Origin of the sequence: Polaromonas sp. YR568, from assembly GCF_943372955.1 — a bacterium.
GTDB lineage: Bacteria > Pseudomonadota > Gammaproteobacteria > Burkholderiales > Burkholderiaceae_C > Polaromonas.
Map to the genome: position 1 here is coordinate 402,316 of NZ_CALSAL010000002.1, position 23,633 is coordinate 425,948.

Sequence of the window (23,633 nt, forward strand, 5' to 3'; positions counted from 1 at the left end):
CTGCCCACGCCCCGCCCTCAGGGTGTGGCGCTTCAACAAAGAGCCACATGAAAATCGCAATTCTTCCGGGTGACGGCATCGGCACCGAAATCGTCGCTGAAGCCGTCAAGGTACTGAACGCGCTCGACCTCAAATTTGAAACTGAAAGCGCGCTGGTCGGCGGCGCCGCCTACGAAGCCCATGGTCACCCCTTGCCGGAAGCCACGCTCAAGCTGGCCAAAGAAGCTGATGCTGTGCTGTTCGGCGCGGTCGGCGACTGGAAGTACGACAAACTCGACCGCCCGCTGCGCCCCGAGCAAGCCATCCTGGGCCTGCGCAAAAACCTGGGCCTCTTCGCCAACTTCCGCCCGGCCATCTGCTACCCGCAACTGGTCGATGCGTCGAGCCTGAAGCGCGAACTGGTGTCGGGGCTGGACATCCTCATCATCCGCGAACTGACGGGCGACATTTACTTCGGCCAGCCTCGCGGCCGGCGTGTCTCGCCTGACGGCCACTTCCCTGGCTCGGAAGAAGCGTTTGACACCATGCGCTACTCGCGCCCTGAGATCGAGCGCATCGCCCATGTCGCCTTCCAGGCGGCGCGCAAGCGCAGCAAGCGCGTAACCAGTGTGGACAAGGCCAATGTGCTGGAAACCTTCCAGCTCTGGAAAGACGTGGTTACCGAGATCGGCAAGCAGTACCCCGATGTCGAACTCGACCACATGTATGTGGATAACGCCGCGATGCAGCTGGTCAAGGCACCAAAGAAGTTCGACGTGGTCGTGACCGGCAACATGTTTGGCGACATCCTGTCGGACGCGGCCGCGATGCTGACCGGCTCCATCGGCATGCTGCCCTCGGCCAGCCTCAACGACAGGAACCAGGGTCTGTACGAACCCAGCCACGGCAGCGCACCCGACATCGCCGGCAAGGGTGTGGCCAATCCACTGGCCACCATCCTGAGCGCCGCGATGATGCTGCGCTTCAGCCTGAACCAGCCCGAAGCCGCCGCGCGCATCGAGAAAGCCGTTGATGCCGTGTTGACGCAAGGCCTGCGCACGCCGGACATCTACAGCGAAGGCACAACCAAAGTCGGCACGGCGCAGATGGGTGATGCCGTAGTCGCAGCGCTGAAATAGAGTCTCCCTGTCGTTGTCGGCTTGACGTTTTTTTGCAGCACTGGCCCCTGAAAATGCGGCCAGCGCCGCTGTTTCAGTGCTGCCTGAAGCCGGGAAAACCCGAATCCTGGCTACAATCGGGGGATGTCCAAAGGCCCCGCTTTCACCCGCTCCATTGCCGCCTCGCGCGCAATCGGCGCCGCGCCGGCTTTTGTTCAGACCACCAAAACGACCACCATTAAAGGCTAGCAAGCCTGGTTCGTCGTGCCCTGCCGGCTCGATGAGCCGGGCCCAAAAGTCGCATTTCGCACTTTCTGAAGGGGCAGTTCCATGAAACTCAAAGGCAATCTCACCGGACTCGTCGGCTGGCGCGGCATGGTCGGCTCCGTGCTGATCGACCGCATGCAGGCCGAGGGCGACTTCGACCTCATCGAGCCGGTCTTCTTCTCAACTTCCAACGCGGGCGGCAAGGCCCCGGCGCAGGCCAAAAACGAGACGACCCTGAAAGACGCCTTTGACATCGAGGCACTCAAGAAGTGTGACGTGATCATCACCGCTCAGGGCGGCGATTACACCTCCGAGGTGTTCCCCAAGCTGCGCGCCGCTGGCTGGAAAGGCCACTGGATCGACGCCGCCTCGACCCTGCGCATGCAGGACGACGCCGTCATCATCCTGGACCCGGTCAACCTGCCGGTGATTCACAACGCACTGGCCAAGGGCGGCAACAACTGGATCGGTGGCAACTGCACCGTCAGCTGCATGCTGATGGGGGTGGGCGCGCTGTACAAAGCCGGGCTGGTCGAGTGGATGACCAGCATGACCTACCAGGCCGCATCAGGCGGTGGCGCCCAGCACATGCGCGAGTTGCTGACGCAGTTCGGCACGCTCAACCATGAGGTCAAGGCGCTGCTCGACGACCCCAAATCCGCCATTCTGGAAATTGACCGCCGCATCCTCGGCAAGCAACAGTCGTTGAACGCCAGCGAAACCGCCAATTTCGGCGTGCCGCTGGGTGGCTCTCTGATCCCGTGGATCGACAAGGACCTCGGTATCGGGAAGAACTCGGACGATGCCGAGTGGGGCATGAGCAAGGAAGAATGGAAAGGCGGCGCTGAAACCAACAAGATCCTCGGCCAGGGCGCCGGCTTTGGCACACCCGCTACGCCAGTCGACGGCTTCTGCGTGCGCATCGGCGCCATGCGTTGCCACAGCCAAGCGCTGACTTTCAAGTTGAAGAAAGATGTTCCGCTGGCTGACATCGAGGCGATGATTGCCGCTGACAACGCCTGGGTGAAGGTCGTGCCCAACACGCGGGAAGCCTCCATCAAGGACCTGACTCCGGTCGCCGTAACCGGCACCATGACGATTCCGGTCGGCCGCCTGCGCAAACTGGCCATGGGACCGGAATATCTGGGCGCCTTCACCGTGGGTGACCAGCTGTTGTGGGGTGCGGCCGAACCGCTGCGCCGCATGCTGCGTATCCTGATCGACGCCTGAGCGCCTCCCGGGCGTCGCCGCCGGCACGGGAGCCCGGCTGGCGACGCTCGAAGCGGTAACATCGAGCCGTAACGACCTGTGACAAGACGTTGTGGTCAGACAACATCCAAAACTTGTAAGTTGATGCTAACTCGTGGCGCCAGAACTTAAGTGGAGTCTTAGCTTGTCAGCGTAATGCCTTGATGTTAAGGTTGTTTTTCGAAAATATGCATCGAGGTTTTTGTGCGCTCAAGCAGAACAAAGTTACACGCAGACCGGGCTCCGGCAACTTCCTCCCCATCCGAACATAGCGGTCGCTGGACTTTGGGCGCCTTGGCCACGGCTGTGGCGCTTTTGGGCGGCTTGACCTCGCTGGATGCCGATGCACTGTCGCTCGGACGCGTCACCGTTCAGTCCGCACTGGGCGAGCCCCTGCGCGCAGAAGTCGAAATCACGGACATCAGCACAGAAGAAGCCGCCAGCCTGAAAGCCGGCGTGGCCTCCATCGACGCCTTTAAGGCGGCAGGTCTCGAATACACCAACGTGGTGACCGGCATTCAGGTCAACCTCCAGCGCCGGGCCGATGGCCGTTCCTTCTTGCGTCTGTCCAGCACCCGCCCGGTCACTGAGCCATTTGTCGACGTCATCCTGGAAGCCAGCTGGGCGTCCGGTCGCATTTCCCGCGACTACACCATGCTGTTTGATCCGCCGAGCCTGCGCGCTGGCAGCAGCGCACCCGTCGCTCCGATGGCTCCTGTGGCCCCGGCCCTGTCGTCTGCCGCGCCAGCGCCGCTGCCGGTCTATCCCTCCAGCCCGCCACCGGTTCGCCCCTCCACCACGGCCAAGGCACCGGTCGTGCGGGCACCCGCACCGGCGCCAGCCCCTGCACCCGAGAGGATGCCAGCCGGCGACAAGCAGGTGACGGTGCGCGCCGGCGACACCGCCGGAAAAATCGCTGCACAGAACAAGTCGCCCAGCGTCTCGCTGGACCAGATGCTGGTGGCAATGCTGCGCAGCAACCCCGATGCCTTCATTGGCGGCAACGTCAACCGGCTCAAGGCCGGTGCCGTGCTCGACATGCCGACGGCTGAAACTGCCAGCACCATCGACGCAGGCGAGGCCAGCCGGACCATCGTCGCGCAAAGCCAAGACTTCAATGCCTTCCGTCGCAAGCTGGCAGCGGGCGCACCGACCACCCAGGTGGGCGAGGCCGACCGTCAGGCAGGCGGCAGGGTGCAGGCCAAGGTGGAAGATCGTGCCCCGGCCGGCGCCACACCCGACAAACTCACGCTGTCCAAAGGCGCCGTTCAAGGCAAGTCCGCTGCAGAAGATCAGATTGCCAGGGATCGCCAGGCCAAAGATGCCGCCACCCGGGTGGCTGAGCTGTCCAAGAACATCAGCGACCTGAACAAACTGACGGCGCCAGCCCCTGCTGCACCAGCCCCCGCTACCGCACCTGTCGCTGCGCCTGCAGCCGCCGCCCCGGCGCCTGCTGCGCCCGCCGCCACTTCACCCGCGCCTGGACTGCCCGTGCCTGTGGCCGCTGCGCCAGCGCCAGTCGTCAGCCCCGCGCCGGTGCCCGTCGCCGCGACCTCCGAACCCATTGCTTCCGTACCGACGCCTGCACCCGCTGCGTCCGCAACACCTGCACCGGCTGCACCTCAGCCTGCCGCCACAGCCAGCGCAGCGGCGCCGGTCGCCGCCAAGAAGCCTGCGCCGGCTCCACTGCCTGAGCCCAGCCTGCTGGACGACCTGCTCGAGAACCCGCTGCTCCTGCCTGTTGGCGCCGCGATCCTGCTGTTGCTCGGTGGTCTCATCTTCTACCGCTACCGCAAGCACAACAGCAACGCGCAGGTCGACAGCTCTTTCCTCGAAAGCCGCCTGCAGCCCGATTCATTCTTCGGTGCCAGTGGTGGTCAGCGAATTGACACCAGCGAAGGCGCAGCCACCGGCTCCTCTCTGGTTTATTCCCCCAGCCAGCTTGATGCTGCGGGTGATGTCGATCCCGTCGCAGAAGCCGATGTGTACCTCGCCTACGGGCGTGACCTGCAGGCCGAGGAAATCCTCAAAGAGGCCATGCGCACCACGCCAAGCCGGGTGGCCATCTACACCAAACTACTGGAAATCTACGCCAAGAGGCACGACGGCAAAGCCTTTGAAAGCGTGGCCACCCAGGCCTTCCAAATCACGCAGGGCAACGGTCCTGAATGGGCCTACATCACGGAAATGGGCCGCGAGCTGGATGCGACCAATGCGCTGTACCAGCCAGGCGGCCGTCCGGATGGCGCAGGCAAATCATTCAATCCGGCGGCCACGGTAGCCATCGTGCCGCCAGCAATGGCCCCTGTCGCATCGCAGCCCGCGGCCCCTGCCGCGGCGGTCGACGTCGATCTCGATCTTGATTTTTCGCTCGGTGACGACGAGCCTGACACCGCAGCCTCACCGATGTCTGGCGCAGCGCCGCTGAGCCCGTCGGCGATGGCATCCATGGCCGCTGCTGCACCGGCCATGCCACTGGTGGCTGCACCACCCCGCGCACCGGCCCCAGCGCCGACGGCATCGATCCCACCAGCACCGGTGCTGCAGGCACCCGCGCCGGTGGCGGCCGCCCCGGCTGTTCTGCCTGATCTGGAGTTTCCGACCGACGGACTGGATTTCAAACCGGAACCCATTGCCAAACCGGTCGTAGCCAAAGCACCTGCGCCGGCCCCAGCCCCTGCGCCCGCACCGGCGGCTGCAGACAGTGGCATGCTCGAGTTCGATCTGGGCTCGCTGTCCCTTGATCTCGGCCCGACAACCGAAAGCCCGGCACAGAACGCTGCGGCGGCATCCTCAGACCCCCTGGAAACGAAGTTCCAGCTGGCCGAAGAATTCCGCGCGCTGGGCGACCCCGACGGCGCCCGCTCTCTGGCCGAAGAGGTGGTTGCCGAAGCCACCGGGCCGCTGAAAGTCAAGGCCCAAGCCTTCCTGAACGGCCTGTCGTGAACGCGTGGTGAGCGCCGGGCATTCCAGCGCACCGAGCCTGCGCCCAGAGGGGGCCCAATGAGCGTGCGAATCGCACTGGGCGTCAGCTACAGCGGCAGTGCTTACGAAGGCTGGCAAAGCCAGCTCTCGGGCAACACTGTGCAGGACCAGCTCGAGCTGGCGTTGGGCAAGTTCACTGCCCAGCCCGTGCGCACCCTTTGCGCCGGGCGAACCGATGCCGGCGTGCATGCCCTGATGCAGGTGGTCCACTTCGACACCCCGGTGCAGCGCGAAATCCAGTCGTGGGTGCGCGGCCTCAATGCCTTGCTGCCGCACGACATCGCTGTTCAGTGGGCGCGCGAGGTTCCTGCCGAGTTCCATTGCCGAGGCAGTGCGATTGCGCGGCGCTATGCCTATGTGGTGCTGGAGTCGCCGATCAGGCCCAGCGTGGAAAAAGGCCGGGTCGGATGGGTGTTCCGCCCGCTTGACCCAGCAGCCATGCAGCAGGCCGCCAGCGCGCTGGTCGGGGAGCACGACTTTTCGTCCTTCCGTGCCGCGCAGTGCCAGGCAAAATCGCCGGTGAAAACCATGCGACGCATCGATATCTCGCACCGCGGCGAAACGGGTGCGCGCTACTGGCGTTTCGAGTTCGAGGCCAACGCTTTTCTGCACCACATGATCCGCAACATCATGGGCTGCCTGCTCGCGGTTGGCCAGGGCGCCCAGCCACCACAGTGGATCAGCGAGGTGCTGGCCGCACGCAACCGCGATGCCGCTGCCCCGACGTTTTCGCCCGACGGTTTGTACTTTCTCGGCCCGGTTTACGAGCCGCATCACGGGCTGCCTTCGCGGACGGCGGCTTATGATTGGTTACCGTGATCCCCCCCTTAACTTCCCCACTGCGTGTGGGTCGTCTCCCCCCTCAAGGGGGCAACGCCTGTAGTCCGGCGAAGCCGGTCCTACGGCGTTTTGGCCTGCCCGTGTCGTATGGGGTGCCAGCATGAGCGGCCTTCAAGCAAGAACACGCATCAAGATTTGCGGGCTGACGCGGGAAGAGGATGTGGATGCTGCCGTAGCGGCAGGGGCGGATGCGGTCGGGTTTGTGTTGTACGAACCCAGCCCCCGCTACGTGACTGCGGCGCGGGCTGCGGTGCTGGCCAGCCGCCTGCCGCCGTTTGTCACGCCGGTGCTGCTGTTCGTCAATGCGTCTGCGGCCGAGATCACGGAGGCCTGCGGCCGGATTCCGATGGCGCTGGTGCAGTTTCACGGAGATGAATCGCCCGAGGCCTGCGCGGCGATTGGCCGCCCCTTCATGCGGGCGGCACGCATTCCGCTGGACGAACACCCCGCGCCCGGCCAGGAACCGTTCGATCTCGTAAAATACGCGGAAGAATTCAAGGCCGCCCAAGCCATTCTGCTCGACGCCCACGTCGAGGGCTATGGCGGCGGCGGGAAAACATTCAATTGGTCACTTCTTCCTCCAAGCGTCAACGCTCACCTCGTCTTGTCTGGTGGGTTGACGCCTGCAAACGTGACCGATGGCATTGCGCAAGTCAGGCCGCGTTGCACCACGCTGGCCGTTGATGTGAGCTCCGGCGTCGAAGTTGCCACACCGGGGGGTGGCACCCTCAAGGGCATCAAGAGCGCCGAAAGAATTCATCAGTTTGTCGCGGCCGTGCGCGCCGCCGACACCCAACTTGCGGAACACCATGTACGACTATCACCAACCTGACCCGACAGGCCATTTCGGGAATTACGGCGGCAGCTTCGTTTCTGAAACGCTGACGCATGCCATCAACGAGCTGAAGGACGCCTACGCGAAGTACCAGCACGACCCGGAGTTCCTCGCTGAATTCCGCTCCGAGCTCAAGCACTTCGTCGGTCGTCCCTCCCCCGTTTACCACGCGGCCCGCATGAGCCGCGAGCAGGGCGGTGCGCAGATTTACCTCAAGCGCGAAGACCTTAACCACACCGGCGCGCACAAGATTAACAACACCATCGGCCAGGCGATGCTGGCACGCCGCATGGGCAAGCCGCGCATCATTGCCGAGACCGGCGCGGGCCAGCACGGCGTAGCCACCGCCACCATCTGCGCCCGCTACGGGCTGGAATGCGTGGTGTACATGGGCAGCGAGGACGTCAAGCGCCAGAGCCCCAATGTCTACCGCATGAAGCTGCTGGGCGCCACCGTGGTACCGGTGGAAAGCGGCAGCAAGACCCTGAAAGACGCGCTCAACGAAGCCATGCGCGACTGGGTCGCCAACGTCGACAACACCTTCTACATCATCGGCACCGTGGCGGGCCCCCACCCCTATCCAATGATGGTGCGTGACTTCCAGAGCGTGATCGGTACCGAATGCATCGCGCAGATGCCGGAATTCACCGGTGGCGCCCAGCCCGACGCGGTGATCGCCTGCGTGGGCGGTGGCAGCAACGCCATGGGCATCTTCCACCCCTATATCCCCTACGAGAACACGCGCCTGATTGGCGTGGAAGCCGCCGGCGAGGGCATGGACAGTGGCAAGCATTCCGCCTCGCTGCAGCGCGGTCTGCCGGGTGTGCTGCATGGCAATCGCACCTATGTGCTGCAGAACGAGGACGGCCAAGTGACCGAGACGCACAGCATCAGCGCTGGTCTCGACTACCCCGGTGTCGGCCCCGAGCATGCGTTCCTGAAGGACATCGGCCGCGCGGAATACGTCGGCATCACCGACGACGAAGCGCTGCAGGCTTTCCACTACCTGTGCCGTACCGAAGGCATCATCCCTGCGCTGGAATCCAGCCATGCAGTGGCCTACGCGATGAAACTCGCCAAAACCATGCGCAACGACCAGAGCATCCTGGTCAATCTCTCCGGCAGGGGCGACAAGGACATCGGTACCGTGGCCGACCTGAGCAACGCCGACTTCTATTGCCGGCCGAGCTGCCGGGGCCAGTCTGTCAAGGGCGGCGAGCAGGTCATTGAGGTCCGGAAATGAGTCGGATTCAGACCACCTTTGCGGCCCTCAAAACCAGCGGCCGCAAGGCGCTGATTCCCTACGTCACCGCCGGTTTCCCGTTTGCCGACATCACGCCCGAGCTGATGCACGGCATGGTGGACGCAGGCGCTGACGTCATCGAGCTGGGCATCCCGTTTTCGGACCCGAGCGCCGATGGCCCCGTCATCCAGCGGGCAGGCGAGAAAGCGCTGGCGCTCGGCATCGGCCTCGCACCGGTGCTGGAGATGGTGCGCACCTTCCGCCAGAAGAACACCACCACACCCGTGGTACTGATGGGTTATGCCAACCCGGTGGAACGCTACGACATCAAGCACGGCGGCAATGCCAGCGAAAGCCCATTCATCCGTGATGCCGCCCAAGCTGGCGTCGATGGCGTGCTGATCGTTGACTACCCGCCCGAGGAGTGCGTGGAGTTCGCAGCCCGCCTGCGCGCCCACAACATGGACCTGATTTTCCTGCTCGCACCCACCAGCACCGACAGCCGCATGGCCCAGGTCGCCCAGGTGGCCAGCGGCTATGTGTACTACGTCTCGCTCAAGGGCGTGACGGGTGCCGGCACGCTGGACGTGGAGGCGGTGGAGGCCATGCTGCCGCGCATTCGCCAGCACGTGGACATCCCGGTGGGTGTGGGTTTCGGCATCCGCAACGCGGCCACCGCCAAGGCCATCGGCAAGGTGGCCGACGCGGTCGTGATCGGCAGCCGGATCATCCAGCTGATCGAGAACGAGCCGCGTGACAAGGTGGTGGGCGTGGCCCACGCCTTCTTGAAGGATATTCGCGCTGCCCTGGGTTGATTGGGGCTGGCTCCGGACGGGTTTCGGGCCGGTTTTTCACCCCCGGGGAGCGCGGCATAATGACGTTCTCGCGCGGGCCTTGCCCTTTTTACCGCGCCCTGGCTCTGCGCCACTTCACAAGGACTGACCTTCATGTCTTGGCTAGAAAAACTCCTCCCGCCAAAAATCAGCCCCACCGACCCGACCGAGCGCCGCAGCGTGCCCGAAGGCCTGTGGATCAAGTGCCCGAGCTGCGAGGCGGTGCTGTACAAGAGCGATCTGGAGAAGAACCAGAACGTCTGCCCGCAGTGCAGCCACCACCACCGCATCGGCGCCCGCGCCCGGCTTGACGCCTTTCTCGACCCGGAAGGCCGCTATGAAATCGGTCAGGAAGTGCTGCCTGTCGATGCCCTGAAATTCAAGGACAGCCGCAAGTACCCCGAGCGCCTGAAAGAAGCGCTGGAAAACACCCAGGAAACCGACGCCCTGGTCGTCATGGGTGGCGCCGTGCACAGCATCGGCGTGGTCGTGGCCTGCTTCGAATTCGACTTCATGGGCGGCAGCATGGGCAGCGTGGTCGGCGAACGCTTTGTGCGCGGCGTGCATGCCGCCATCGAGCAGAAAGTGCCTTTCATCTGTTTCACCGCCACCGGCGGCGCCCGCATGCAGGAAGGCCTGCTCAGCCTGATGCAGATGGCCAAGACCAATGCTGCGCTGACCCGGCTGGCCAAGAAGGGCCTGCCTTACATCAGTGTGCTGACCGACCCGACCATGGGTGGAGTAAGTGCCGGCTTCGCCTTCATGGGCGACGTCGTGATGGCAGAACCCAAGGCGCTGATCGGCTTTGCCGGGCCGCGGGTGATCGAATCCACGGTGCGCGTGACCCTGCCGGAAGGCTTTCAGCGAGCCGAGTTCCTGCAGACCAAGGGCGCGGTCGACCTCATCTGCGACCGGCGAGAACTGCGCAAGACCGTGGCCTCCTCGCTCGCCATGCTGCTGCGCCAGCCGGCTGACGCCGTCAGCTGAATTCCCGCCCGGGCGCCAGTTCCGGGCCGACGTTGCAGGCCGCGGACGATATCCCTTCATCCTGCTCAAAACCTGATGATTCCTGAGAGGCCGAGCGTCCGGCCGTGGGATGATGTCGACATAGCCATTGATGTGATCCCGCCATGTCCGATGCCCTGACGCTGAACTCCCTCCCGCTGTTCCCGCTGGGCACGGTGCTTTACCCCGGCGGATTGCTGCCGCTGCGGATTTTCGAGGTCCGCTACCTCGACATGATCGGTAAATGCCACAAGGCCGGCGCGCCCTTCGGTATCGTGTCGCTCACCGAGGGGTCCGAAGTGCGCCGCCCCAGCGAAGCGGGCAATAAGGACACCAAACCCGGTGGTGACGGCTTCGCACACGAGGCTTTCAACGCCGTGGGAACACTGGCCACCATCACTGCTTTCGCCAACCCGCAGCCAGGGCTCATGGTCATCAGCTGCACCGGGGCACAGCGGTTCCAGATTTCCAGCCGCGAGAAACTCAAGCATGGCCTGTGGATTGCCGACGTCACCTGCGTCGCCAACGACCAGACCGTGAAAATCCCGCAAGACCTGCAAGGCACTGCCGATGCACTTGGCAAGCTGATCAAGAGCCTGCAGGACCGCGGCGTGCCCACCGACCAGATGCCTTTGCTGGCACCGTATCAGCTCGACGACTGCAGCTGGGTGGCCAACCGCTGGTGCGAGCTGTTGCCGATGCCGCTGGAGCTCAAGCAGCGCCTGATGGAGCTCGACAACCCCCTGCTGCGGCTGGAGCTGGTGAGTGACATTCTGGAGCGCACCGGTATCGCGCTTTGAGCTTGCCGGACAGTGCCCGGCAGCCGCTTTTCCGCGCCGGTGTCCAGGCCTCGGCGTAAAAAACTAAAATCAGACTTTTGCTGCTTTCAGGCAGCACTGCGACTGGCTTGCCAGCGCCGGTTGCTTGCCCACTTTTCCAGAACCACCAATCCATGTCCTCCACCCCGCCAACCGCACCTGTGCCTGCCACGCCGCACGACGACAACCAGCTGATCATCGAGCGCCGTGAAAAGCTCAAGGCAATGCGCCAGCAGCAGGCAGACGGCAAGGGCGTCGCCTTTCCCAACGACGTTAAGCCGACGCACCGCGCCCAAGCCCTGTTCGAGCAGTACGACAGCAAGACCAAGGAAGAGCTGGAGCCGCTTGCCATTCAGGCGCATGTGGCCGGCCGCATGATGCTCAAGCGCGTGATGGGCAAGGCCAGCTTTGCGACGCTGCAGGACTCGTCGTTTGGCCCGTCGCACGGCCGCATCCAGGTGTACATCAACAACGAAGGCGTGGGCGAGGACATCCACAACGCCTTCAAGCACTGGGACCTGGGCGACATCGTCGAAGCCACCGGCACGCTGTTCAAAACCAAGACGGGCGAGCTTTCCATTCATGCCACCCACATCCGGCTGGTGACCAAAAGCCTGCGGCCGCTGCCCGACAAGTTCCACGGCATGGCCGACCAGGAGGTCAAGTACCGCCAGCGCTATGTGGACCTGATCACCGACGAGGCGGCCCGCAAGCGCTTCATGGCGCGCAGCAAGGCTGTGAGCGGCATCCGCGAGTTCATGGTCAGGCACGACTTCCTCGAAGTCGAAACGCCGATGCTGCATCCGATTCCGGGCGGTGCCAACGCCAAGCCCTTCAAGACACACCACAACGCGCTGGATCAGGAGATGTTCCTGCGCATCGCGCCCGAGCTTTATCTGAAGCGACTCATCGTCGGCGGTTTTGAACGCGTGTTCGAGATCAACCGCAGCTACCGCAACGAAGGCATCAGCGTGCGGCACAACCCCGAATTCACGATGATGGAGTTTTATGCGGCCTGGTGGAACTACACCGACCTGATGAGCTTCACCGAGGCACTGATCCGCGACGCCGCACAGCGTGTGGCGGGGTCCCTGCAACTGAGCTACGGCGGCAAGCCGGTGGACCTGGCCCAGCCTTTCGAGCGCCTCACGATACGAGAGGCCATCCTCAAACACACCGAGGCCGGCGCACAGGTGGACGATGCCGCGTGGCTGATCGCCGCACTGCGCAAGCTGGGCCTGAGCGAAGAGAAGGATCGTCTCGCCACCCGGTCACTTGCCAGCCTGCAGGTGATGTACTTCGAGGAGACGGTGGAAGAAAAGCTCTGGAACCCGACCTTCATCATGGAGCACCCGACTGAAATTTCACCGCTGGCCCGCGCCAACGATGCACGCCCCGAGGTGACCGAACGCTTTGAGCTCTACATCACCGGTCGTGAATTCGGTAACGGCTTCAGCGAGCTGAACGATGCCGAAGAGCAGGCTGCCCGCTTCAACGCCCAGGTTGCCGCGAAGGACGACGGCGACGACGAAGCCATGTACTACGACCACGACTTCGTACGCGCGCTGGAATACGGCATGCCCCCGACCGGCGGCTGCGGCGTCGGCATCGACCGCCTGATGATGCTGCTGACCGACAGCCCGAGCATCCGCGACGTGATCCTGTTCCCCGCCCTGCGCAGGGAAGTGTCGGGCCATTGAGCACCACGCCGGCCCGATTGAAATACCTCTCGGGCTACCCGACCCATCTGACCGTACAGGTGCAGCAGCTGCTGGCCGAGGGCAAGCTGGGCGAGCTGTTGCGGTCGCGCTACCCGAACACCCACGGCGTGCGCACCGACAAGGCGCTGTACGACTACGTGATGGCGCTGAAAAACGAACACCTGCACCACGCCGAGCCGCTTTCTCACGTCAGCTTCGACAGCAAGCTGCACGTCATCGCCCACGCACTGGGCACGCACACCGCCATCTCACGCGTGCAGGGCAACAAGCTCAAGGCCAAGCGCGAGATCCGCATTGCAACCCTTTTCAGGGATGTGCCCGCCGAGTTCCTGAAGATGATTGCCGTGCATGAACTGGCGCACATCAAGGAAAAAGCGCATGACAAGGCGTTCTATCAGTTGTGCACTTACATGGAACCCAGGTACCACCAGTACGAGTTTGATTTGCGGGTTTATTTGACGCATCTGGAGGTGGTGGGGAAGGTGGAGTGGGGTTCTGATGGTTCTGCTCGCGTTGGTTCCTTTGAGGCCTGAAGCCGGGACTCGCCCCGGCGGGCGACTTACTTTCTCTTGCTTCGCCAAGAGAAAGTAAGCAAAGAGAAGGCGACCCGAAGTCTGGGTCCCTTCGCTTCGCTACGGGCAACCTGTGCTGCTCGATTACGTCGGGGGTCCGCAGAACTCGCTGCGCTCAAACAACTGCGGCCCTGATCCCGCCTCCATCTGCGCTGCTCGGCCCAGCCACACGGGGCAAGCGGGAGCGGATATCCGAAACCCAATACAAACAAGGACACGCCGCGGCGTGTCCTTGTGGAGTGCGGTATCTAGGTGTTTGTCTTCTGACTTCCTTTATTCACCCCTTGTGAATGCGCCGAGGAGCACAGGTTCAGGCGGATCAGGGCTGGCGTTGTCTGAGCGAAGCGAGTTTAGCCAGACCCCGCCTGGACCGAGCACCGCAGGTTGCCCCGTAGCGCAGCGCAGGGGACGCAGGCACCAGGGTCGCCTTTTCTTGGGTTACTTTCTTTTGGCGAAGCAAAAGAAAGTGACTGGCAGCCGGGCCACCCCGGCCTCAGGCCTAAGCAAAAAGCAAGAAACTAAAGAAACCTCTCCAACAACCGCCTCGACCCCTTATCCAGAGCAGTCATATCCCTCACGCTGTACTGCACCCCCTGCCCACCCGCAATCAGCAAGGCCGTACGTCCCAGCCGGCGGATATCTTCCTCGCCCTTGAGCACGAACGAGGTCTCGCCACGGTCAGTCTCAACCGTCCAGACACTGGGGGTACCAAAGGTGGAGACCGCCACGAGCCGGGTGATTTCAGGCACGAAGTCGCGCTGGGAAAGCTCCTCCAGAATCAGTTCGCGCAGCGCCGGTGCCAGCACATCCAGACGATCAATCCACGCCACCTCATGGCCTTCGGTGTTGACCAGCGAGATGCCTTCATTGGGCGCGGCAATCGGAAACGAACGCACGGGCACCACGCCTTCGTGCGCCACGCCATCGGCGCCTGAGAACACCAGACGTCCTGAGGGCTGGCGCGCCAGTTGGAACGGCACCGCAGCGACATCAGGGGAATTGGAGATCGTGTTCATCAGAGTCTCTTAGTGCTGCATTCGACGCAAAACAAATCGGTACCGCTCACGCCTGCCCCGCATGCTGGGCGGTGTGCGCGGCCTGTGACACCGCCACAGCGATGCGGCTGTCGTCGGAGTCGCTGGCTTCGCCGTCATGGTCCACCTGTCGGGCCTGAGCTTCGTAGAGCCGCCAATAGGCGCCCTGCCGGGCCATCAGCTCGTCGTGCGGGCCGACTTCCACCACCTGGCCGCGGTCCATCACCACCAGACGGTCGGCCTTGCGCAGGGTGGACAGGCGGTGGGCAATCGCGATCGTGGTACGACCCTGCACCAGGTTGTCGAGAGCGCGCTGGATTTCCTTTTCGGTCTCGGTGTCCACCGACGAAGTGGCTTCGTCCAGAATCAGGATGCGCGGGTCGATCAGCAAGGCGCGGGCAATCGAGATGCGTTGCCGCTCACCGCCCGAAAGCCCTTGCCCGCGTTCGCCGACCAGTGAGTCGTAGCCTTGCGGCAGGCGCAGGATGAACTCGTGCGCATGGGCTGCGCGTGCCGCCTGCACGATCTCGGCCCGGGTCGCGCCCGGCTTGCCGTAGGCAATGTTCTCGGCAATGGTGCCGAAAAACAAAAACGGCTCCTGCAGCACCAGACCGATGTGGCGGCGGTAATCAGCCACGGCAAATCGGCGGATGTCGGTGCCGTCCACCGTGATGGCGCCATCGGTCACGTCGTAAAAACGGCACAGCAGGTTGACCAGCGTGCTCTTGCCGGAGCCACTGTGGCCGACCAGACCGATCATCTCGCCCGGCTGGATCTGCAGGTCCAGCCCGCGAATGACCGAGCGGCTGCCGTAGCGGAAACCCAGCCCCTTCATCTCGATGCGGCCTTGCGGCGCCGTGATGGGCACTGGTTGCGCCGGGTCGGGCACATTGGAGACGTGGTCCAGGATGTCAAAAATCCGCTTGGCACCAGCGGCCGCCTTCTGCGTGACCGAGACGATGCGGCTCATCGAGTCGAGCCGTCCATAAAAACGGCCGATGTAGGCAATGAAGGCGGTGAGCACGCCCACCGTGATCTGCTGCTTCGACACCAGCCAGATGCCGAAGGCCCACACCACCAGCAGGCCGACTTCAGTGAGCAGCGATACCGTGGGCGTGAACAGCGACCAGGTCTTGTTGAGCTTGTCGTTCACCGCCAGGTTGTGCTCGTTCACCACCCGGAAGCGCTGCGCCTCGCGCTTTTCCTGGGCGAAGGCCTTGACCACGCGGATGCCCGGAATGGTGTCGGCCAGCACATTGGTCACATCAGACCAGACTCGGTCGATCTTCTCGAAACCGGTGCGCAGCTTGTCGCGCACCACATGGATCATCCAGCCAATGAAGGGCAGCGGCAGCAGCGTCACCACCGCCAGCCAGGGGTTGATGGAAAACAAAATCACCGCCGTCATCACGATCATCAGCACGTCGGTGGCGAAGTCCAGGGCGTGCAGCGACAGGAAGACGCAAATCCGGTCGGTCTCGGAGCCGATGCGGGCCATCAGGTCGCCGGTGCGCTTGCCGCCGAAGTAATCGAGCGACAGCTCCAGCAGGTGGTCAAAAGTCGCGGTGCGCAGGTCGGCACCAATCCGCTCGGACACCAGCGCCAGCAGGTAGGTGCGGGCCCAGTTCAGTGCCCAGCCGATCACGGCGGCGCCCAGCAAGCCGCCCAAGATGGCGCCGACTTTCCAGGGCTCGATCTGCTGGCCGTTCTGGAACGGGATCAGCACGTCGTCCATCAACGGGATGGTGAGGTAAGGCGGCACCAGCGTGGCGGCCGTCGACGCCAGAGTCAGCACGAAACCCAGCAGAAGCTGGTTCCGGTAGGGGCGAGCAAAGCGCCACAGCCGCAGCAGGACCCACGTCGAAGGCGGCGTGTGCAGCTCACGGGCACAGGCCGGGCATTCGTCGCTGTCAGGGGGCAGCGGCAGGTCGCATTCCGGGCACACCGCGCCGTCATCGGACGGCATGTCGCCCGGCACACCTGCGCCGGCCAATGCCTTTTGCTGATCGAAAAGGCGCACCAGACGGAGCACCTGAACGTTCACGCCCAGCGTGAAACGCCAGCGCACCAGTTGCCGGTCACCGTCGTGCAGGGCCAGGGCGCCCACGCCCGCGTGGTCGCTGTGCTGCAGCGTCAGGTGGCCCAGCCAGTGGCCGGATGTGTCCAGCGTGGGCCAGCTGGACCACTCACCCGCCGGGCTGCAGGCGAGCAGGCGGCGGTCTGTCAGGGCCAGAAACCCTTTGGCAAAACGAAGTTGGGCGTCGAGGTCAACCACCAGGGTGCACAAAACGTTCTCATCAGCTGAAAGCTGTGAACGGAACCCTGCAAAGACAGGGCTGGCTTGACTGGGGTCGTCCACCGGTGGATTGTTTGGCATTGTTGTTGTGCGTGTTCTGGGTTCCGGTGAGGGCGTGAGCCCCGTCAGAGGCTGATCCCGCCCCTGGCTGAAGAAGGGCAGCGCCGGTTGGCCGGAAACCCTGATTTTCGCCGATGCAAGCACCGCCCCATGCGATGCACGGGATATTTGCAGCGCATGGCAATGGCCGGGCTGACCGGGACCAGACAGCAGAACACAGCCAGTAGCACCTTTGGCCTATAAAAAATCATGACGTCAGGGCAGAAGGCATCGCGGGGAGACACCGACAATAGCGCCGGCATCACAACAGCGCTTCCAACTGTGGCACCGGGCTGATCCGGTGGACCTGATTATTTTGCAAAACATGAGCCAACCGGACGACATCAAGCTGCTGCGCATCAATTACCTGCGCGGACCCAATATCTGGACCTACCGCGCCGTACTGGAGGTGTGGCTTGACCTCGGCGTCCTTGAAGACTTTCCCTCCAACCTGCTGCCGGGCTTCCCCGAGCGGCTGGTTGCCCTTCTGCCGGCGCTGCAGGAGCACCACTGTGGCGTCGGCGAACGCGGCGGCTTCATCCAGCGCCTGAACGAAGGCACCTGGGCCGGCCATGTGCTGGAGCATGTGGTCATTGAGCTGCTGAACCTGGCCGACATGCCCACCGGCTTTGGCCAGACACGCAGCACCTCGCAGCGCGGCGTCTACCGCATGGTGTTCCGCGCCCGCGACGAGCAGGTGGCGCGTACCGCGCTGGCTGAAGGCCACCGCCTGCTGATGGCGGTGATTCGCAAGGAGCCCTGCGGCCCGGCCGATGTGCAGGCTGCCGTGCAGGCCATCCGCGCCAAGGTGGACGACTGCTATCTCGGCCCGAGCACTGCCTCCATCGTGGCCGCCGCCACCGACCGCCGCATCCCGCACATCCGCCTGAACGACGGCAACCTGGTGCAACTCGGCTACGGCGCCAGCCAGCGCCGCATCTGGACCGCCGAAACCGACCTGACTGGCGCCATCGCCGAGGGCATTGCCCATGACAAGGACCTGACCAAAACCCTGCTCACCACCTGCGGCGTGCCGGTGCCCGAGGGTGAGATCGTCGCCAGCGCCGAAGCCGCCTGGGAAGCTGCCCAAGACATCGGCCTGCCGGTGGTCGTCAAGCCCTCCGACGGCAACCACGGGCGCGGCGTGTCGCTGGACCTGAAGACCCGTGCCGAAGTCGAGGCTGCCTTTGAAGTCGCCGCGCGTCATGGCAGCGATGTGATGGTCGAGCGCTTCGTGCGTGGCCACGAGCACCGCCTGCTGGTGGTCGGCGGCAAGGTGGTTGCCGCCGCGCGCGGCGAAACCGCCAGCGTCATCGGCGACGGCCGCAGCACCGTCACCGGGCTGGTCGATGCGCAGCTCAACACCGACCCACGGCGCGGCCTGACCGAGGACTTTCCGCTCGGGCCTATCGAAACCACCAAGGACGAGGCAGTCATCCTGGAGCTGCAGCGCCAGGGCCTGGGCCCCGACGCCATTCCTGCCGCCGGGCGCGAGGTGCTGATCCAGCACAACGGCAATGTGGCCATCGACTGCACCGACCAGGTTCACCCCGAGGTGGACTACATCGTCTCGCTGGCGGCTCGGGTGGTGGGGCTGGACATTGCCGGTGTGGACGTGGTAGCGCAGGACATCTCGCAGCCACTGCATGCGCAGGGCGGCGCCATTGTTGAAGTCAACGCCGGGCCGGGTCTGCTGATGCACCTCAAACCCGCCGAGGGATCGCCCCGACCAGTCGGGCGCTCGATTTGCGAGCATCTGTTCCCCCTCACGACCGAAGGCAATGACGGACGCATCCCCATCATCGGCGTGGCCGGCTCGCAGGACACCCATCACATTGCCCGCATCGTGGCCTGGCTGCTGCACCTGTCCGGGCGGCACACCGGACTGGCGTGCCGCGACGGGCTGTTCCTTGACCAGCGCCGCGTCGACGCCGCTGACTGCACCGGCTGGGAAGCGGGTCAGCGCCTGCTGATCAACCGCGCCGTGCAGGCGGCGGTGTTTGAAAACGGCGCTGAAACCATTCTGCGCAGCGGTCTGGCCTATGACCGATGCCAGGTCGGCGTGGTCACAGACCTCGGCGGTGCCGAAGACCTCGCGGAATTCGACATCACCGAAGAAGACCAGATGTTCAAGGTCATGCGCTCGCAAGTCGATGTCGTGCTGCCGGGTGGCGCTGCGGTTCTCAATGCCGGCGACGCGCGGATTGCCGACATGCGCGACCTGTGCGACGGTGAGGTGATTTTCTACAGCACCGACCCCAAGGCTGCAGCGATGGCCAGCCACTGCAACGCTGGTGGCCGCGCGCTCACCGTGCGGCAAGACCAGGTGGTCCTGATCACCGGCGCCAGCGAATCCTTTTTGCCAGGCCTCGGCAAGCTCACGCCCTGGCGAGAACGCCGCGGCCTCACCGAAGCCTCCGTGGTCGCTGCCGTGGGCGCGGCCTGGGCGCTGGGCATCCCCTTGAACCTGATCGGCGCCGGGCTGGAAGCCTTTGAGTCCGCCGAAGCACATGCCGGGAGGGCAAACTGATGGACGTGTCCCGTATCCGCGCGCTGCGTGGCCCCAACCTCTGGAGCCGCCACACAGCGCTTGAAGTCATCGTTTCCTGCACGCCGGACGAGTGTGCGATCCACACCCTGCCCGGCTTCGAGGCACGGGTGCGTGCCCTCTTCCCCGGCATGGGCGCGCTGCGCCAGACCGGCCACGCCGGCCCCCTGTCGCTGGCGCATGTGCTGGAAGCCTCGGCCCTGGCGCTGCAGGCCGCTGCCGGCTGCCCGGTCACCTTCAGCCACACGGCGGCCACGGTGGAGACCGGCATCTATCAGGTGGTGGTCGAGTACAGCGAAGAGGCCGTCGGCCGCATGGCCCTGGAGCTGGCGCAGGCGCTGATTCACGCCGCTCTGCGCGATCTGGCGTTTGATCTTGACGCAGCCATCGCCCAACTCGCTGAATGCGACGAAGACGAGCGACTCGGGCCCAGCACTGGCGCCATCGTCGATGCGGCTGTGGCCCGCGGCATTCCCTACCGCCGCCTGACCAAAGGCAGCCTGGTGCAGTTCGGCTGGGGTTCACGCCAGCGCCGCATTCAGGCCGCCGAACTGGACGCCACCAGCGCGGTGGCCGAGTCCATCGCACAGGACAAGGACCTGACCAAAAAGCTGCTCCGCGCCGCCGGTGTGCCGGTGCCACTCGGCCGCCCCGTGACCGACCTGGATGACGCCTGGACCGCCGCACAGCAGATCGGTATTCCGGTGGTGGTCAAGCCCCAGGACGGCAACCAGGGCAAGGGCGTTACCGTCAACATCATGACGCGCGACCACCTGGAAATCGCCTACCGCGCTGCCGCAGAGTACGGCGAAGTCATGGTCGAGAAATTCCTGCCGGGCAGCGACTACCGCCTGCTGGTGGTCGGCGACAAGGTGGTGGCCGCTTCACGGCGCGACCCACCGCAGGTGGTGGGCGACGGCCTGCACACCGTGCGCGAACTGGTCGACATCGTCAACCAGGACCCGCGGCGTGGCGAAGGTCATTCCACCTCGCTCACCAGGATCCGCTTTGACGAGATCGCGGTAGCCCGCCTTGGCGTGCAAGGCTTCACGCCGGAATCGATTCCGCCCAAGGGCAAGCGCGTCATCCTTCGCAACAACGCCAACCTCAGCACTGGCGGTACGGCCACCGACGTGACCGATGATGTGCACCCCGCCGTGGCCGAGCGTGCTGTGGCCGCCGCGCAGATGGTGGGCCTGCACATCTGCGGCGTCGATGTGGTGTGTGAAAGCATGCTCAAGCCACTTGAATCGCAACATGGCGGCGTCGTGGAGGTGAACGCGGCACCGGGCCTCCGCATGCATCTGTCGCCTTCCTATGGCAAGGGGCGTGCAGTGGGCGTGGCGATGATCAATGAGCTGTTCCCGCCGTCGGCCAATAACGACGGGCGCATTCCGGTGGTCGCCATCACCGGCACCAACGGCAAGACCACCACCGCCCGATTGATTGCCCACCTGATGAGCTCGCACGGCCTGCGCACGGGCCTGACCAATACCGACGGCGTGTACATCAATGGCCGGCAGACCGACAGCGGCGACTGCAGCGGCCCCAAGAGCGCACGCAGCGTGCTGATGCACCCCGACGTCGATGCCGCTGTGTTCGAGATTGCACGCGGCGGCATCCTGCGCGAAGGCCTCGGCTTCGACCGTTGCCAGGTGGCCGTGGTCACCAACATCGGTCGTGGCGACCACCTCGGCCTGAACTACATCACCACCGTTGAAGACCTCGCCGTGCTCAAGCGCGTGGTGGTCCAGAACGTTGCCACCACCGGCTATGCGGTGCTCAATGCCGCCGACCCCATCGTGGCGGACATGGCGCAGGCCTGCCCGGGCAAGGTGATCTACTTCGCCGCCGACCGGCACCATCCACTGATGGCCACGCACCGGGCACAGGGCAAGCGCACCGTGTATGTCGATGGCGGCATGGTGGTTGCGGCCGAAGGCGCGTGGATGGAACGCATTGCGCTGCAAGGCATTCCGCTCACCCGTGGCGGCACCATCTCCTTCCAGGTCGAAAACGTGATGGCTGCCATCGCCGCGGCGTGGGCTGCGGGCATCCACTGGGAATCGATCCGCAACGGGCTCAGCAGTTTTGTCAGCGACGCGCACAACGCGCCCGGCCGCTTCAATGTGCTCGACTACCGCGGTGCCACGGTGATTGCCGACTATGGCCACAACCCTGACGCGATGCGCGCCCTGGTCTCGGCGGTGAATGCCATGCTGGCAGGCCCCACACAGCGCCGCAGCGTGGTGATCAGCGGTGCGGGTGACCGGCGCGACAACGACATCCGGGACCAGACCATGATTCTTGGCGCAGCGTTTGATGACGTGATCCTCTACCAGGACGCAGCCCAGCGTGGCCGTGCCGACGGCGAGGTGATCGGTCTGCTGCGCGAGGGTCTCGCCAACGCCAGCCGCACCCGCCAGATCGACGAGATTCACGGCGAGTTCCTGGCCATCGACACGGCACTGGCCCGCCTGCAACCCGGTGACCTGTGCCTGATTCTGGTGGACCAGGTGCAGGAAGCACTGGACCACCTGGCCCAGCGCGTGAGGGAAAGCCGCGAGGCTGTCGCCGCCTGATCTCCCGAGGGCCCGGGGTATCTCAAGCGCTATGCTTTTCATAGCGCTTGAGATGATGCATCAGATAAACTCGCGCCATGACCTGGAACGCGAATCTCGCCATCGACTACACGCTCCAGGGTGACAAAACCGTTGCGCGTTTCCAGCACACCGGGCCGCTTCGCATTCTGCAAAGCCTTTACCCCGAAGGCGACGCGATTTGCCACAACGTCATCGTTCACCCGCCGGGTGGACTGGTCGGTGGCGACACGCTGACCATTGACATTGCTGCCAGGCCGCGCGCCCATGGCCTCATCACCACCCCCGGGGCTACCCGGTTTTACCGCTCCACCGGCGCGCCTGCGCTGCAGCGCACCCACCTGCAGGTGCATGAAGGTGCGCGCATGGAGTGGCTGCCCCTCGAAGCGCTGTGCTACAGCGGCTGCCTCGCTGAAAACCGCCTCACCATGGCTCTGGCCCCGGGCGCAGAGCTGATCGGCTGGGACATCACCGCGCTGGGGCTGCCCGCCGCAGGGCTGCCGTTTGCCACGGGCAGTTTTCGCCAGCACATCGAAGTGCCGGGCGTATGGCTGGAGCGTGCCACCCTGGACGCCGCCGACCAGCGGCTGCTGAACAGTCCCCTGGGTCTGGCAGGCCAGCGCTGCATGGGTTCGCTGTTTTTTGTGGCGGGTAACAAACTGGACCGCCATCGCCGACAGACGGCACTCGACGTGGCGCGGCAAGTCATTGAAGCCCACCCGCTGCACGCCAGCGCGGGCGCCACCAGCCCGGATGGTCAGGTCGTGATGGTGCGGGTGCTGGCACCGGTGGTGGAGCCCGCCATGGGTCTGCTGCGGCAGGTGTGGCAGGCCTGGCGCGCGCACTTCTGGCAACAGACGGCCCCGCTGCCGCGCATCTGGTCGATGTAGGCCTGAGGCCTGCTGCACGCCTGCGGCCGGCGGCCCTGCAAGGCTTGTCCTACAGGTGAACAGGCGGCAGTCGCAGCCCGTTCGCCACGTTCTCTCTCAAGCGGTGAAGCTACCGCAGCGCACACTGGCCTGCATCGATATTCGATCCAAGGAGATCACCATGACCCCATCCCAGTTTCACGCCATTCCCGTCAAGCCCACCTTTGCGCGCATCAGTGCTGGCGCCGCCTGCTTTGCACTCACCACGCTGATGGCCATGAGCGCCACCGCGCAAATCGCCTCCGGCACCACTGGCATTGACGCCACGGGTAACGCCCGCAGCGAAATGATGGCCTGCAACACCGGCGCCACGCAGCAGAGCCGCGAGACCTGCATGACCGAAGTGCGAAACGCCAACGCGGCCAAACGCGCAGGCAAGGTGGACAACGCCAACGGCGAGTTCTCGGCCAACGCACTCAAACGCTGCGATGTGTTTCAAGGCGAAGACCTGATCGCCTGCCGCGCGCGCGTCACTGGTCAAGGCCAGGTGGACGGCAGCGTGGCTGGCGGCGGCGCGATTCGTCAGGTCGAGACGGTGACGATTCCACCGGGCGGCAGCGTGCTGTCGGTTGAGCCCAAAACCAATGGCAACCTGGTGGTGGTTCCACCAGCCCGGTAAGCAAGACCAAGTAACTACGGCTGTCGCCTGTCGTGCGGCAGGCG

The 23,633-nt window shown here is 64.5% G+C and carries 17 protein-coding genes; 15 read left to right on the plus strand and 2 right to left on the minus strand.

What is annotated here, in order from left to right; translation table 11 throughout:
• Nucleotides 1–47: 47 nt before the first annotated feature.
• The 11 genes from leuB (at nucleotide 48) to AAG793_RS07870 (ending at nucleotide 13,425) form a co-directional block, all read left to right on the plus strand.
• Nucleotides 48–1,118, plus strand: a complete 1,071-nt coding sequence (gene leuB / locus AAG793_RS07820; RefSeq protein WP_341906425.1) for a 3-isopropylmalate dehydrogenase — start codon at nucleotides 48–50, stop codon at nucleotides 1,116–1,118.
• A gap of 309 nt (nucleotides 1,119–1,427) precedes the next feature.
• The gene (gene asd, locus AAG793_RS07825) at nucleotides 1,428–2,594 is read left to right on the plus strand and encodes an aspartate-semialdehyde dehydrogenase (protein ID WP_341906427.1); all 1,167 of its coding nucleotides are present in this window, start codon (nucleotides 1,428–1,430) and stop codon (nucleotides 2,592–2,594) included.
• 312 nt (nucleotides 2,595–2,906) lie between these two features.
• Entirely contained in the window at nucleotides 2,907–5,558 is a 2,652-nt protein-coding gene (locus tag AAG793_RS07830; protein WP_341906429.1) for a FimV/HubP family polar landmark protein, read from the plus strand.
• 63 nt (nucleotides 5,559–5,621) lie between these two features.
• The gene (truA, locus tag AAG793_RS07835; protein ID WP_341907662.1) at nucleotides 5,622–6,416 is read left to right on the plus strand and encodes a tRNA pseudouridine(38-40) synthase TruA; all 795 of its coding nucleotides are present in this window, start codon (nucleotides 5,622–5,624) and stop codon (nucleotides 6,414–6,416) included.
• 121 nt (nucleotides 6,417–6,537) lie between these two features.
• On the plus strand, nucleotides 6,538–7,269 hold the full coding sequence (locus tag AAG793_RS07840; protein ID WP_341906431.1) for a phosphoribosylanthranilate isomerase: 732 nt from the start codon (nucleotides 6,538–6,540) through the stop codon (nucleotides 7,267–7,269).
• Nucleotides 7,247–8,515 (plus strand): tryptophan synthase subunit beta, encoded by a 1,269-nt coding sequence (trpB, locus tag AAG793_RS07845; RefSeq protein ID WP_341906433.1) that lies wholly within the window; start codon nucleotides 7,247–7,249, stop codon nucleotides 8,513–8,515. Before AAG793_RS07840 ends, trpB begins: the two co-directional genes overlap by 23 nt.
• A complete protein-coding gene (trpA, locus tag AAG793_RS07850; protein WP_341906435.1) occupies nucleotides 8,512–9,330 on the plus strand; it encodes a tryptophan synthase subunit alpha in 819 nt (272 codons plus the stop codon). The genes trpB and trpA overlap by 4 nt, the downstream gene beginning before the upstream one ends.
• Nucleotides 9,331–9,462: 132 nt before the next feature.
• Nucleotides 9,463–10,335 carry an acetyl-CoA carboxylase, carboxyltransferase subunit beta gene (gene accD, locus AAG793_RS07855; RefSeq protein WP_341906436.1) on the plus strand — a complete coding sequence of 291 codons (873 nt, stop codon included), beginning with the start codon at nucleotides 9,463–9,465 and terminating at the stop codon, nucleotides 10,333–10,335.
• A 143-nt stretch (nucleotides 10,336–10,478) separates the two neighbouring features.
• A complete protein-coding gene (locus AAG793_RS07860) occupies nucleotides 10,479–11,153 on the plus strand; it encodes an LON peptidase substrate-binding domain-containing protein (RefSeq protein ID WP_341906438.1) in 675 nt (224 codons plus the stop codon).
• Nucleotides 11,154–11,305: 152 nt separating this feature from the next.
• Entirely contained in the window at nucleotides 11,306–12,871 is a 1,566-nt protein-coding gene (lysS, locus tag AAG793_RS07865; RefSeq protein WP_341906440.1) for a lysine--tRNA ligase, read from the plus strand.
• Nucleotides 12,868–13,425 carry a YgjP-like metallopeptidase domain-containing protein gene (locus tag AAG793_RS07870; protein ID WP_341906441.1) on the plus strand — a complete coding sequence of 186 codons (558 nt, stop codon included), beginning with the start codon at nucleotides 12,868–12,870 and terminating at the stop codon, nucleotides 13,423–13,425. The genes lysS and AAG793_RS07870 overlap by 4 nt, the downstream gene beginning before the upstream one ends.
• Before the next feature lie 557 nt (nucleotides 13,426–13,982).
• Here the strand turns inward: AAG793_RS07870 and AAG793_RS07875 are convergent.
• Both AAG793_RS07875 and AAG793_RS07880 read right to left on the minus strand, forming a co-directional pair.
• The gene (locus tag AAG793_RS07875; RefSeq protein WP_341906444.1) at nucleotides 13,983–14,480 is read right to left on the minus strand and encodes a DUF1854 domain-containing protein; all 498 of its coding nucleotides are present in this window, start codon (nucleotides 14,478–14,480) and stop codon (nucleotides 13,983–13,985) included.
• Between the two features lie 46 nt (nucleotides 14,481–14,526).
• Nucleotides 14,527–16,875, minus strand: coding sequence for an ABC transporter ATP-binding protein (locus AAG793_RS07880; protein ID WP_341906446.1), 2,349 nt, complete (start codon nucleotides 16,873–16,875; stop codon nucleotides 14,527–14,529).
• A gap of 343 nt (nucleotides 16,876–17,218) precedes the next feature.
• Here AAG793_RS07880 and cphA (AAG793_RS07885) point away from each other — a divergent pair, with 343 nt between their 5' ends.
• The 4 genes from cphA (AAG793_RS07885) (at nucleotide 17,219) to AAG793_RS07900 (ending at nucleotide 23,589) form a co-directional block, all read left to right on the plus strand.
• A complete protein-coding gene (gene cphA, locus AAG793_RS07885; RefSeq protein WP_341906448.1) occupies nucleotides 17,219–19,423 on the plus strand; it encodes a cyanophycin synthetase in 2,205 nt (734 codons plus the stop codon).
• Nucleotides 19,423–22,023, plus strand: coding sequence for a cyanophycin synthetase (cphA, locus tag AAG793_RS07890; protein WP_341906450.1), 2,601 nt, complete (start codon nucleotides 19,423–19,425; stop codon nucleotides 22,021–22,023). The genes cphA (AAG793_RS07885) and cphA (AAG793_RS07890) overlap by 1 nt, the downstream gene beginning before the upstream one ends.
• A 77-nt stretch (nucleotides 22,024–22,100) precedes the next feature.
• Complete coding sequence (locus tag AAG793_RS07895) at nucleotides 22,101–22,931, plus strand: urease accessory protein UreD (RefSeq protein ID WP_341906451.1); 831 nt, start codon at nucleotides 22,101–22,103, stop codon at nucleotides 22,929–22,931.
• A 160-nt stretch (nucleotides 22,932–23,091) separates the two neighbouring features.
• The gene (locus AAG793_RS07900; RefSeq protein ID WP_341906453.1) at nucleotides 23,092–23,589 is read left to right on the plus strand and encodes a hypothetical protein; all 498 of its coding nucleotides are present in this window, start codon (nucleotides 23,092–23,094) and stop codon (nucleotides 23,587–23,589) included.
• The last annotated feature ends 44 nt before the right edge of the window (nucleotides 23,590–23,633 follow it).